General features: G+C 63.1%; 8 protein-coding genes. 2 read left to right on the forward strand and 6 right to left on the reverse strand.

Annotation, left to right across the window (positions count from 1 at the left end; genetic code table 11):
- Nucleotides 1–2,867: PAS domain S-box protein (locus EN984_RS06120; RefSeq protein ID WP_127383663.1), on the forward strand; the 2,867-nt coding region annotated here is incomplete at its 5' end.
- A gap of 327 nt (nucleotides 2,868–3,194) precedes the next feature.
- Here the strand turns inward: EN984_RS06120 and EN984_RS06125 are convergent.
- Nucleotides 3,195–5,153, reverse strand: a complete 1,959-nt coding sequence (locus tag EN984_RS06125; protein WP_127270180.1) for an acetoacetate--CoA ligase — start codon at nucleotides 5,151–5,153, stop codon at nucleotides 3,195–3,197.
- 273 nt (nucleotides 5,154–5,426) lie between these two features.
- Between EN984_RS06125 and EN984_RS06130 the strand changes: the two genes are divergently transcribed.
- Nucleotides 5,427–7,280 (forward strand): AsmA family protein, encoded by a 1,854-nt coding sequence (locus EN984_RS06130; RefSeq protein WP_127272203.1) that lies wholly within the window; start codon nucleotides 5,427–5,429, stop codon nucleotides 7,278–7,280.
- 22 nt (nucleotides 7,281–7,302) lie between these two features.
- On the opposite strand, the gene EN984_RS06135 is transcribed toward EN984_RS06130, so the two are convergent.
- The 5 genes from EN984_RS06135 to EN984_RS06155 all read right to left on the reverse strand — a co-directional run bounded on the left by EN984_RS06135 (nucleotide 7,303) and on the right by EN984_RS06155 (nucleotide 12,721).
- A complete protein-coding gene (locus EN984_RS06135; RefSeq protein ID WP_127271643.1) occupies nucleotides 7,303–8,121 on the reverse strand; it encodes an ABC transporter permease subunit in 819 nt (272 codons plus the stop codon).
- A 4-nt stretch (nucleotides 8,122–8,125) separates the two neighbouring features.
- The gene (locus EN984_RS06140; protein ID WP_127272202.1) at nucleotides 8,126–9,100 is read right to left on the reverse strand and encodes an ABC transporter permease subunit; all 975 of its coding nucleotides are present in this window, start codon (nucleotides 9,098–9,100) and stop codon (nucleotides 8,126–8,128) included.
- 8 nt (nucleotides 9,101–9,108) lie between these two features.
- Nucleotides 9,109–10,248: an ABC transporter ATP-binding protein gene (locus tag EN984_RS06145; RefSeq protein WP_127272201.1), complete on the reverse strand. Its 1,140-nt coding sequence runs from the start codon at nucleotides 10,246–10,248 to the stop codon at nucleotides 9,109–9,111.
- Nucleotides 10,249–10,332: 84 nt separating this feature from the next.
- Nucleotides 10,333–11,430, reverse strand: coding sequence for a polyamine ABC transporter substrate-binding protein (locus EN984_RS06150; RefSeq protein ID WP_127268369.1), 1,098 nt, complete (start codon nucleotides 11,428–11,430; stop codon nucleotides 10,333–10,335).
- A 340-nt stretch (nucleotides 11,431–11,770) separates the two neighbouring features.
- A complete protein-coding gene (locus EN984_RS06155; RefSeq protein WP_127268368.1) occupies nucleotides 11,771–12,721 on the reverse strand; it encodes a DMT family transporter in 951 nt (316 codons plus the stop codon).
- Between the last annotated feature and the right edge of the window lie 232 nt (nucleotides 12,722–12,953).

A 12,953-nucleotide genomic window follows, 5' to 3' on the forward strand; every position in this document is an offset into this window, starting at 1 on the left:
ACGACCATTGGTACTTCAACGCCGGCGAGGACGGAGGGCAACAGGCGCCGCGACCTGCCGCGTCCGGACCTGAAGCGCCTCAAGAGCCGGCCGCCCTGGAAGTCCAGTCCACGGCCACGCCGACGACCGTCTCGGCGATAGACCGCGCCGCGGCGCCGGTGCGCTTCGTCTGGCGCACCGATGCCGAAGGCAAGTTCAGCGCGCTGTCGCCGGAATTCGCCGACATCGTCGGCAAGCCGGCGGCCGACGTGATCGGCCGCCGCTTCCGGGATGTCGCCGCTACATTCGGCCTCGACCCCTCCGGCGAGATATCAGGGCTCCTCGAACGGCGCGATACCTGGTCCGGGCGCTCCGTGCTGTGGCCGGTCGTCGGCACCGATCTGAAGATACCGGTCGACCTGGCGGCGCTGCCTGTCTATGGCCGCAGCCGCGCCTTCGAGGGTTTCCGCGGCTTCGGCGTCGCCCGCGCCAGCGACGCGGTCGTCGATCCGGAGGCCATCGGCATGGCGCTGGTGCCCAATAGCCAGGCGCCGGCAACGCCGGAACCGCAAGTCATCCAACCCGCGCCCGAACAGCCGAACGCCGAAGAGCCCAAGACCGAGGACACGCAGGCATCGGATCCGTTCAAGGGCGAGGTGCCGGCGTTGACCATCGTGCCGAAACAGGAGCGGCGCTTTGCCGATAAGGTGATCCGGCTCGCCGAACATCGCCAGCCTGCCAACGACAAGGGCCTGTCGACCCTGGAACGCAGCGCGTTCCGCGAAATCGGCGAGCGGCTGAAGAAGGATAGCGCTCCGGTCGGGCCGCCAGAGACCGAGACTGTGGAGGCATCGGCAGCGGAGACCGAGGCTCCGGTCAATGCGTCCGACGACCCGATGCGCACCGACGGCATCCCTGCGTCAGGGCCAGAGAACGAACCGGTCGAGGCATCCGATGTCGATGCCGAAGACGACCGGGATCTGGCACGGCTTGACGGTCACGCGGACGAAGCCCCTCGTGACGCCCGCTCGGGGGTGAATGTGACGGGCTCGTTGCTCGACTATGCCGGCCAAGATGACGAACGTGGCCCCGTGGCGGCGGAACCAGAGAACACAGCTGCCGTTTCGCCCGGCGAAGAGCCTGAATCCACTGACGCGACACATGATGGCCTCGATGACGACAGCATGACGTCGGCGGATTTTCGCGATGCCGAAGACAATGAGGATTGGGCGCAGCCCGACGAGGAAGCCGCGTCGCCCGACGAGCAGACGGTTGGCGAGGAAACCGCAGGCGTCTCTGCGGAAATACCCCTCGAGCGCCCTCGCCTGCAGGTTCCGCCGCTCAAGGCCGAAGGGTTCGTGCCGTCGGCGTTTTCCGCCGGAGATGAACACAAGGCTCCGGACACGTCGCTGCTCGGCAAGCTGCCCGTGCCGCTGCTCATCCATTCCGGGGACCGGTTGCACTATGCGAATGAGGAATTCCTCAGCCTGACGGGTTACGAGGCGCTTGACGATCTGGCGGATGCCGGCGGCCTCGGCGCGTTGTTTGCCGACCCCTATGCCGACGACGGCGTTTCCGACGGCACCGATCGCGCGCTGCGGCTGAAAACGCGTGACGGACAGGAATTCCCGATCGAGGCCATTTTGCGCTCGGTCCCCTGGCGCGACGGCAAGGCGCTGATGCTGGTCGTGCGACGCTCCGGCGAGGATGATGCGCCGGCGAGCCTGCATGTGGTTGGCGACGAGCAGACGCAGCCGGATATTTCCGAACTCAAGGCGCGCATCGCCGAGATGCGCACCATTATCGACACCGCCACCGACGGCGTCGTGTTGATCGGCCGTGACGGCACCATCCGATCGATTAGCCGGCCTGCGGAAGCGCTGTTCGGCTTCGACAGCGACGATGTGACCGGCAAGCCGTTCGCCTCGCTGTTTGCGATCGAAAGCCAGCGCGCGGCGCGCGACTATCTCAACGGACTGTCCGAACCCGGCGTGGCGAGTGTCATGAACGACGGCCGCGAGGTGATCGGGCGCGAGTCGCAAGGACGCTTCATTCCGCTGTTCATGACCATCGGCCGGCTGCCCAACGACAGCGGCTTCTGCGCCGTCGTTCGCGACATCACGCAGTGGAAGCGGGCCGAAGAGGACTTGACGCAGGCACGTGCGGTGGCCGAGCGCGCGTCCTCGCAGAAGACCGATTTCCTGGCCCGCATCAGCCACGAGATCCGCACCCCGCTCAATGCCATCATCGGTTTTTCGGAATTGATGGTCGACGAGAAGTTCGGACCTGTCGCCAACGACCGCTACCGCGACTATCTGCGCGATATCAACCGCTCGGGCAATCATGTGCTCGACCTGGTCAACGACCTGCTCGACATCTCCAAGATCGAGGCTGGCCAGCAGGAGATGGCCTATGAGGCGGTGTCGCTCAACGACACGCTGGCCGAGACGGTGGCGATGATGCAGCCGCAGGCCAACCGCGAACGGGTCATCATCCGCTCCAGCTTCGCTTCGCGGCTGCCGGAAGTGGTGGCCGACCTGCGCAGCGTGCGCCAGATCGCGCTCAACATCCTGTCGAATGCCATCCGTTACACTCAGGCCGGCGGCCAGGTGATCGTCTCGACCGCCTATGAGACCTCGGGCGACGTCGTCATGCGGGTGCGCGACACCGGCATCGGCATGAGCCATGCCGAGATCGAGCAGGCGCTGAAGCCGTTCAAGCAGATCAACGCGCTGAAGCGCGGACGCGGCGACGGGACCGGGCTTGGACTGCCGTTGACCAAAGCGATGGTGGAAGCCAACCGTGCCCGGTTCACCATCAATTCGACACCGGGCGAAGGCACTCTGGTCGAGGTCGCTTTTCCGTCGACCCGTGTGCTCGCGGAATAGGTCAGCCCTCTCCGCGGTTCGGTCCCGATAAAAAGAAAAGGCGCCCAAAGGACGCCTTAAGAGATGGGATTGCTGTCACAACGGGGGCTTGAGCGAATTCGGATCCTCGGGGCTGAGGAACGGGATTTCTCCCTCAAGTTACCTGCGACTATCGACGCCGGACCTTAACAACTCCTTACCGGGGCTCCGGAAAATTTACGAATGTGTACCACTCATGAAATCTAGGTAAATTCTAGCGTGATATTTCGTTAACCATGCTGGAAAGGCCTTTTTCACCCATCTCGTTGCCTCCAACAGTGGCTCCTCTGGAGCGACATCCATTGGCGGTCACTCGGCCAGCTGTGGCAGGTTCTTGAACAGGTCGAGCGCTTCCGGGTTGGCGAGCGCTTCCTTGTTCTTGATGGCGCGGCCGTGCACCACGTCGCGCACAGCAAGCTCGGTGATCTTGCCCGACTTGGTGCGGGGAATATCCGACACGGCAACGATCCTGGCCGGGACATGGCGGGGACTGGCGCCACTGCGGATCTTAGCGCGTATGCGTTTTTCCAGATTCTCGTCGAGCTGCGCGCCGGCGGCCAGGCGCACGAACAGTACGACGCGCACGTCGTTGTCGAAGTCCTGGCCGATGCACAGCGCTTCCAGAATCTCCGGCATCTGTTCGACCTGGTTGTAGATCTCCGCCGTGCCGATGCGCACGCCGCCCGGGTTGAGCGTGGCGTCGGAGCGGCCATGGATGATCAGGCCGCCATGCGCGGTCCATTCGGCGAAATCGCCGTGACACCAGACATTGTCGAAGCGCTCGAAATAGGCCGCCCGGTACTTCTTGCCCTCGGGGTCATTCCAAAAGCCGATCGGCATCGCCGGAAAAGCCTTGGTGCAGACCAACTCGCCCTTCTCCTGCCGGACCGGCCTGCCGTCATCGTCCCAGACATCGACCGCAAGGCCAAGGCCGGGTCCCTGGATCTCGCCGGTCCAGACAGGCTGCGTCGGCACGCCGAGCACGAAGCAGGAGACGATGTCGGTGCCGCCGGAGACCGAAGCCAGATGCACGTCCTTCTTGATGCCGTCATAAACGAAGCGGAAATCTTCCGGCGATAGCGGCGAGCCGGTGGAGGAGATTGCCCGCACAGTGGCCAGATCATGCGTGCGGATCGGCTTGAGGCCAGCCTTGCGCACGGAATCGATGAACTTGGCCGAGGTGCCGAGGAACGTCATCTTCTCGGCATCGGCGAAATCGAACAGCACACTGCCGTCGGGGTAGAAGGGCGAACCGTCATAGAGCAGCAACGTGGCCCCCGAAGCGAGCCCCGACACCAGCCAGTTCCACATCATCCAGCCGCAGGTGGTGAAGTAGAAGAAGCGGTCGCCATCGGTGAGACCAGCATGCAGCCGGTGTTCCTTGACATGCTGGATCAGCGTGCCGCCGGCCGAATGGACGATGCATTTGGGAATGCCGGTCGTTCCCGACGAAAACAGGATGTAGAGCGGATGCGAAAACGGCAGCGGCTCGAAGGCAACGGGCTTGCCGACGAAGGGCGACAGCGCCTCTTCCAGCGCTACCGCCTTGTCGATGGTCCCGGCGACATCAGTCGATGTGCCGAGATAATCGACGACCAGAATCTTGCGGACAGTGCCGAGCTTGGCCGCGACCGCGGCGATCTTGTCGGCGACTTCGATCGCCTTGCCATTGTACCAATAGCCATCCGGCGCGATGAAGACGACGGGCTCGATCTGGCCGAACCTGTCGAGCACGCCCTGCTCGCCGAAGTCGGGAGAGCAAGACGACCAGACGGCACCGATCGAGGCCGCGGCCAGCATGGCGGCGACGGTCTCCGGCATGTTGGGCATCATGGCGGCAATGCGGTCGCCCTTCTTCACCTTGAGCGACAGGAAAAGCTGCTGCAGCCGCGAGGTCAGCGCGTGCAACGCGTTCCAGGACAGCCGGCGCTCGACCTTGTCTTCGCCGCGAAACACGATTGCGTCGCCTGAGCCGGTCTTCTTCAGCAGATTCTCAGCGAAATTCAGTGTCGCATCGGGAAAGAAAGAAGCGCCGGGCATCTTGTCGCCGTCGACGAGCAGGTTATCGCCCCTGTCGCCGACGATGCCGCAGAAATCCCAGATCAGGCTCCAGAACCCCTCACGGTCCTCGACCGACCAGGCATGAAGCTGCGAATACGAGGAAAACGCTACGCCGGCTTTCACTCCGGCGGCCTTGGTGAAGGCGGTCAAGGGTGCTGCGTCAATCTGGTCTTGCGTCGGGGTCCAGAGCGGTTGTCCGGCAGCCATGATCGTTCCTCCACGGTCGCCATCGCTTATGCATATCGCAGCGCAGCAGAGCAAGATTTTGTTCGGCTGATGCGACCAGATGTGCGCAAATGCCATCGCCGGGCCATAAAGACTTGAAATGCCTCAGCCCTAAGTCGTAGTGACAACTTGAAGTCGTGGTGGCGGCCGGAAGTCGTGGTCATGACTGGGGGTCGTGGTGACGACCGGGGTCGTGGTGACGATCGGGGTTACACCCGCCGGGCGATTTGTCGGAATGGAAGCATACGGGGCCATATGCCATCATCTATGATCCGGCGCGGAATATGGGCGATCGGCGCTGCCGTGATCGTCGTCGCGCTGGTCGTTGCCGCCCTGCCGCTGATTGCCTCGACCCGTATCGTGCGCGACCGCATCGCCTGGGAAATGAGCGCGTGGAGCGGCTTCCGGGTCGCCATCGACGGTTCGCCGCGCATCGAGGTCTGGCCGACATTCCGGGCAATCCTGACCGATGTGACGCTTTCACAATGGACCGACACCGAGGCGCCGCCTGTGGTCGAGGCAGAACGGGTCGAGGTCGACCTTTCCGCCATGGCGGCGCTGCGCGGCGACGTGGTGTTTTCGACGGCGCGGCTGGTGCGGCCGACGATCCGGGTCCAGCGCACGCCTGCCGGCCTTTTCCTGCCCGCTGTCCCCACCGGCGGGCGCATCACGCGTTCCATCGACACGGCGCGCGGCGTGGTCAATGCCGACCCCGCCAAGCCGGACCTCGACAAGCTGCCTACCGACACCTTCGGCACGGTCGAGTTTCGCGACGGCCGAATGGTAGCGTCCATCGGCGGCAAGGACGTCGAGATCCTGAGCAGTTTAAACGGTCAGGCGAATTGGGCGGCGATGAACAGCAATGCGACGCTGTCGGCAACAGGGATCTGGCGGGGCGAAAGCGTCGCGCTGGACGTCGCCTCGGCCAGACCGCTTGTGCTGTTTGCCGGCGGCACGGCGCCGCTGACGCTGTCCTTTAAGGCGGCGCCCGCCACCTTCTCGTTCGACGGCACGGCCAGCATGTCTGAAAATACCTATTTCGACGGTCAGGCGAAGTTCTCGGCACCCTCGCTGCGGCGTGTCCTGGAATGGTCGCAGGCCGGCATCGCTCCGGGTGCAGCGATCGGCTCGGTCAGCATTTCGAGCAAGATCACCGCGACCGGCGGGCGCGTCAAGTTCGACAACACGGCAATTGCACTCGACAACAATCCGGGGATGGGTGCACTGGACCTCTCGCTTGGCGAAGCACAACCTGTGATCTCCGGCACGCTCGCCTTCGACACGCTCGACCTCAGATCGTTTCTGTCAGCCTTCACCCCGCTGGTGCCGACCGGAGGGGCGGGACCCGGCGAAATCGACACAAGTTTCGCCGACAAGATCAATCTCGATCTGAGGCTGTCGGCAGCCCACGCCACGGCGGGACCTATCCAGCTCGCCGATGTCGCCGCCACGGCCCAGGTCAAGGATGGTCTGTCCGTCTTCGACATCTCCGATGCCTCGGCCTTCGGCGGCAACATCCAGACCAGCCTTCGCTTCGATCGCAAGCCGGAAGGCTCACAGGTCGAAATCCGCCTTCTGGCGTCCGACATCGACGGCGGTGCATTCGGCACGGCGGCAGGGATGACGCGGCTGGTGCCGGTCGGCACGGGCACCGTCTCGGTGATCCTCAAGGGGCCGGGCAGAACCTGGGATTCCATCTTCGACAATGCCGACGGCTCGGTCTCGGCGACCTTCGGGCCGGGTGCGTTGAGCAAGCTCAACCTGCCGGCCTTCCTCAAACATACCGAACAGGGCGGCTTCTTCGCGCTCGACGATGTCTCTGACGGAACATTGCCGATCGACGGTGCCGAGATCAAGGCCACCATTTCGAAGGGCGTGGCGCGGATCGACAAGGCCGAGGCCAATTCAGCGAAGTACAAGATCTGGCTGTCCGGCATCGCGTCCTACGCCGGGCGCGGACTGGCCTTGTCCGGCGGCGTCATTCAGCCTGACCAGGCGGCAACGCAGGCCAACGGCCAGCAAGGTCCCAACCAGTCATCATTCTTCGTCGGCGGAACCTGGAGCACGCCGTTCATTTCCCCGATCAGCCGCGGCGTTTCGGGGGAATAGGCGACACTGCGCCTTCTGTCTTTCACCCGCGCTGCGCCACCTGCTCGTCGAGCTGGCGCTGCACCTCACGCCGCTTGTTGGCAAGCGAGGCGATGATGACGCCCATCGCCACGACGGCGATCAAAATGGTACAGGCGGCGTTGATTTCCGGCGTCACGCCGAGGCGAACCTGGCTGTAGATCTTCATCGGCAGCGTCGTCGCGCCCGGCCCGGAGGTGAAGCTTGCGATGACCAGATCGTCGAGCGAAAGCGTGAAAGCCAGCATCCAGCCGGAGACGATCGCCGGCATGATGACCGGCAATGTGATCTGGAAGAAGGTCTTCACCGGCGTTGCGCCAAGATCCATCGCGGCTTCTTCCAGCGAGCGGTCGAAAGTCATGAGCCGCGACTGCACGACCACGGCGACGAAGCACATGGTCAGCGTGATATGGGCGAGCGTCACGGTGAGAAAGCCACGGTCGAGCCCGACCGCGACGAAGAGCAGCAGCAGCGACAGGCCGGTGATCACTTCCGGCATGACCAGCGGCGCAAAGACCATGCCGGAGAACAGCACCCTGCCCTTGAAGCGCGTGTAGCGGGTCAAGGTGAGTGCCGCCAGCGTGCCGAGAACGGTCGCTACCGTGGCCGAGATCAGGCCAACGCGCGCCGTCACCCAGGTCGCGTCCATGAGGCCCTGATTGTGGAACAGCGAGACGTACCATTTGGTCGAGAAACCGCCCCAGACCGTAACCAGTTTCGACTCGTTGAACGAGAAGACGATGAGCAGCACGATCGGCAGATAGAGAAAGGCAAAGCCAAGCACGATCGAAGTGATGTTGAAGCGGCTCCAGGTGGCGTTCATGAGGTCACCTGTCCATTTCCTGAGCGCGCGCCTGGGCCCGCTGGAAGAGCATGATCGGCACGATCAGCAGCAACAGCAGGATGACGGCAACGGCCGACGATACCGGCCAGTCGCGATTGGCGAAGAACTCGTTCCACAACGTCTTGCCGATCATCAGCGTCTGCGAGCCGCCGAGCAGATCGGGAATGACGAACTCGCCGACGGCCGGAATGAACACCAGCAGACAGCCGGCGATGACGCCGGGCAGCGACAGCGGGAAGGTGATCTTCCAGAACGCACTTGTCGGCGGACAGCCGAGATCCTTGGCTGCCTCGATCAGCGAATAGTCCATCTTCTCAAGCGCGGAATAGAGCGGCAACACCATGAACGGCAGGTAGGAATAGACGATGCCGATGAAGATCGCCGTATAGGTGTTGAGGATGATCAGCGGCTGGTGGATGACGCCGGTGGCGAGCAGCAGCTGATTGAGCAGCCCTTCGGGCTTGAGAATGCCGATCCAGGCGTAGACCCGGATCAGGAACGAGGTCCAGAACGGTAGGATCACCAGCATCAGCAAGGTCGGGCGGATCGTCGCCGGCGCGCGCGCCATGCCATAGGCGATGGGGTAGCCGACGAGCAATGTCAGGACCGTCGAGACCGCGGCGATGATGACGCTGGTTACATAGGCGTTGAAGTAGAGGGCGTCCTGCGTCAGCCAGGCGTAATTGTCGAGGCTGAGTTGCTTCAGCTGAGCCAGGAACCCGGAAATGCCGCCGCTGAAATCGAGCGCCGGCGTATAGGGCGGAATGGCGATTGCCGTCTGCGACAGCGAGATCTTGAAGACGATGACGAACGGAATGAGGAAGAAAAACAGCAGCCAGACATACGGGATGATGATGACCAGTCGGCCAACGAAGGCAGCACCCAGCCTGGCAAGGATGGATTTGCCGGCATTGGATGCCGGAGAGGCTGATGAGGTGGTGACGGCGGCGCTCGACATGGTCGCCCCTACCGCGTCAGCACGACGCCGGCATCGGGCCGGAAGGAAACCCAGGCGCGGTCGTTCCAGCTCAACGGATCCTCGGTGATACGGGCCGCGTTCATGGTGCTCGCGCGCACCACCTGGCCGTCGTCCAGCCTGACATGGTAGACGGTCATGTCGCCGAGATAGGCGATGTCGTAGACCTCGCCCTCGATGGCGTTGACCGCCTCGGCCGGCTTTTTCGACGACACCTTGATCTTTTCGGGCCTGATGGCGAAGGTGACGGCCGTCCCGGCGCCGGCGGTGCCGGCATTGTCGGTGCGGATGGTGAGGCCGTTGCCGGCATCGATGCTGGCGCTGCCGGCCTCGCCACGCGCGATCTTGCCCTCGAACATGTTCACATTGCCGACGAAGCCGGCGACGAAGCGCGATCCCGGCGCCTCGTAGACTTCGGCCGGCGTTGCCACCTGCATCACCTCGCCCTTGTCGATGATGGCGATGCGATCGGCCATGGTCATCGCCTCTTCCTGGTCGTGGGTGACGACGACGAAGGTCAGGCCGAGGTTCTGCTGCAAATCCATCAGTTCGAACTGCGTCTCTTCGCGCAGCTTCTTGTCCAACGCGCCGAGCGGCTCGTCGAGCAGCAGCACCTTCGGCCGCTTGGCGACCGAGCGGGCGAGCGCGACGCGCTGGCGCTGGCCGCCGGATAGTTGGTGCGGCTTGCGCTTGGCGAACTGCTCGAGTTTGACCAGCTTCAGCATCTCGGCAACGCGCGATGCGATTTCGGGCTTCGGCATGCCGTCCTGCTTGAGACCGAAGGCGATGTTGTTCTCGACCGTCATATGCGGGAACAGCGCATAGGACTGGAACATCATGTTGACAGGCCGCCGGTAGGGCGGGATGCCACGCAGATCCTGGCCGTCAAGCAGAATGCGGCCGGCTGTCGGCTCCTCGAAGCCGGCGAGCATCCTGAGCAGCGTCGACTTTCCGCAACCGGAGGCGCCGAGCAGCGCGAAGAACTCGCGCTCGAAGATGGTCAGAGACAGATTGTTGACGGCGGTGAAGTCACCGAACTTCTTGGTGACGTTGTCGAACTGGATGTACGGCTTGGCATTCGGGTCGTTCCACGGTGCAAAATCCCTGCGGATGCTGCCAAGCGATTTCATATCCCACTCCGTCCTGATTTTCTTGCTTCTTGCCCCAGGTAGAAACGGTCCCGGCAGGTGGCTGCCGGGACCGTGTCGGATTGCTTACTGGCCAGTGACGATCTTGGTCCAGGTGCGCGTGATGACGCGCTGGGTCTTGGGATCGTATGGCGAGACGGTGTAGAGCTTCTTTATGGTCTCGGCATCGGGATAAACCGAAGGATCCTCCAACAATGCCTTGTCGACGAATTGCTGCGAAGCCTTGTTGCCGTTTGCGTAGAGCACGTAGTTCGACGACTTGGCGATAACTTCCGGCTTCATCATGTAGTTGATGAACTCGAGCGCCTCCGCCACATGCGGCGCGTCGGCGGGGATTGCCATCTGGTCGAACCACATCTGCGCGCCCTCCTTCGGCACGGAATAGCCGATTTCGACGCCCTGCTTGGCCTCGACCGCGCGGTTGCGGGCCTGGAACACGTCACCCGACCAGCCGACCGCCAGGCAGATATCACCGTTGGCGAGCGCGTTGATGTATTCGGAGGAATGGAACTTCCTGATGTAAGGCCGCACCTTGAGCAAGGTCTCCTCGGCCTTGGCGATATCATCGGGTGACGTGCTGTTCGGGTCGAGGTTGAGATATTTCAACGCCGCCGGGATGATATCTGCCGGCGAGTCCAGCACGTAGACGCCGCAGTCCTTCAATTTGGCCAGGCTATCGGGATTGAAGAAGACGTCCCAGCTGTCGATCTTGTCAGTGCCAAGCGCCGCCTGCACCTTCTTGATGTTGTAGCCGATGCCAACCGTGCCCCACATGTAGTTGACCGAGTATTCGTTGCCGGGGTCATATTTGGCGGTTCGCTCGGTAACCGTGTCCCACATGTTGGAAATGTTGGGCAGTTTCGACTTGTCGAGCTTCTGGAACACGCCGGCCTGGATCTGGCGCGCAAGGAAATTGCCGCTGGGCACGACGACGTCATAGCCGCTGCCGCCGGCAAGCAGCTTGGTCTCAAGGATTTCGTTGGAATCGAAGGTGTCATAGACGACCTTGATGCCGGTTTCCTTGGTGAAATCGTCGATGATCGAACTGTCGATATAGTCCGACCAGTTGAAGACGTTGACGACACGATCCGCGGCGTGACCGCCGACGGTGAACAATGTCAGGAATGCCGAGGTTGCCGAAAGCCAGAGCGCTTTGCGGATCATGCTATTCTCCTTTGATGAGTGTTCCTTCACCGGCTCGTCGCGATATCAGCGCGACCGGCATTTTCTTCAGACTATTGAGCTTTCCAAGGGGCGACAAGCGCGAACTGCCGAGACCATGCAGGCGGTTCGATGAGATGGCTGGATGCCCCTGAGGCGGCCTGGGAGGCGTGCCAATACCGTCATAGGCTTTCGCCGTGGCGCGGGCAGAGATACGACGATATGGTCCGGTCCCGATCGGACCGGCTGGGAGACTTGGCAAGATACGCCTGTCTTGTTGTTGCCGTATTCCCAGCCTGCCCGTGCTGCAGCGACGTTGTCAATGGCAAAGCTGCAGGCCGCTTCAATTAGGCGACGGCACCCCGGTGACCCCTGCGCGTTCGGGCCGTGCCTGGCGCTTGAATTCGAGCCCGATATGGACGAGCAGCGCCGTGACCACCACCGCGCCACCGATGATGGTGCGCCCCGACGGCACCTCGGAATGGATGAGCCAGACCCATATCGGGCCGAGGATCGGCTCGAACGTGCCGAGCAGAGCCGCGATGGCCGCCGGGATCAACCGTGCGCCGGTGGCGAAGAAGGCGAGACCGAGGCCGAGATTGACCACGCCGAAGGCAAACAGAAAGCCCATGTCGCTGACTGACACGGTGAAGGTCGATGCCTGCGAGACGGCAAAGCCGGCCGCGAGCATGGTGCCGAGGCACGTCGCCGGCGTCATGCGCACGCCGGAAAACCGCCGGGTGATGACGGTGGCGACCGAGAACATGACCGCGATCAACAGCGCCAGCCCATCGCCTATGGGCGAGACGGCGCCATCCAGCGATTCCGACACCATGATGGCGACGCCGGTGATGACGGCGGCGATTGCCACCCAGGTGGCGACACCGACCCTTTCGCGAAACAACGCCCAGGCAAACAGCGCCGCCAGCAACGGCACGCCTGCCTGCATCAAAAGGATGTTGGCGACGGTGGTGTAGGCCAGCGCCACGACGAAGGCGGTCGATGCGGTGGCAAAGCAGATCCCGACGGCAAGGCCGGGCAGACCCATGTCGTGGAACAGCTTCAACGTGCCACGCCAGCCGTCACGCCAGACCATGAAGCAGACCAGGAAGGCGGCTGCCCAGACGGATCGCCAGAAAATGACCGTCCAGCTGTCACCGACAGTGATGAAGCGGGCGATGGTGCCGCCGAAGCTCCACATCAGCGCCGACAGGAAGACCAAAAGCATGCCGACGCGCTCCTCGCGCGGCGAGACGGCTGGCGATGCGACGATCGGCGATGCGGTATCGATCATGAGCGCGACTGTCGGGCTTTTGTGGACGGGACGATGCGCAAGGGACGACAAAAAGATGCTCTGTTCGCGTAACGCAAAGGCGCAGGCCGGAACTGAGCCAGCGGCCGGCGACAATTATGGCACCTTGCCCCCATTTCAGAGGACACGGCGTTACTGGAAATCGAAGGCACTCAGGCCCGTCACCATCTCGTCAAGGCCGAGCGGGCGCGTCACCGGCGGCTCGGCCTTGACG

This window comes from Mesorhizobium sp. M7A.F.Ca.CA.004.12.1.1, from assembly GCF_003997835.1.
GTDB lineage: Bacteria > Pseudomonadota > Alphaproteobacteria > Rhizobiales > Rhizobiaceae > Mesorhizobium.

Bases quoted from the DNA above. Each gene is read 5' to 3' on its own strand.
- EN984_RS06125 (WP_127270180.1), bottom strand. From the start codon at position 5,153: ATGGCTGCCGGACAACCGCTCTGGACCCCGACGCAAGACCAGATTGAC.
- EN984_RS06130 (WP_127272203.1), top strand. From the start codon at position 5,427: ATGCCATCATCTATGATCCGGCGCGGAATATGGGCGATCGGCGCTGCC.
- EN984_RS06135 (WP_127271643.1), bottom strand. From the start codon at position 8,121: ATGAACGCCACCTGGAGCCGCTTCAACATCACTTCGATCGTGCTTGGC.
- EN984_RS06140 (WP_127272202.1), bottom strand. From the start codon at position 9,100: ATGTCGAGCGCCGCCGTCACCACCTCATCAGCCTCTCCGGCATCCAAT.
- EN984_RS06145 (WP_127272201.1), bottom strand. From the start codon at position 10,248: ATGAAATCGCTTGGCAGCATCCGCAGGGATTTTGCACCGTGGAACGAC.
- EN984_RS06150 (WP_127268369.1), bottom strand. From the start codon at position 11,430: ATGATCCGCAAAGCGCTCTGGCTTTCGGCAACCTCGGCATTCCTGACA.
- EN984_RS06155 (WP_127268368.1), bottom strand. From the start codon at position 12,721: ATGATCGATACCGCATCGCCGATCGTCGCATCGCCAGCCGTCTCGCCG.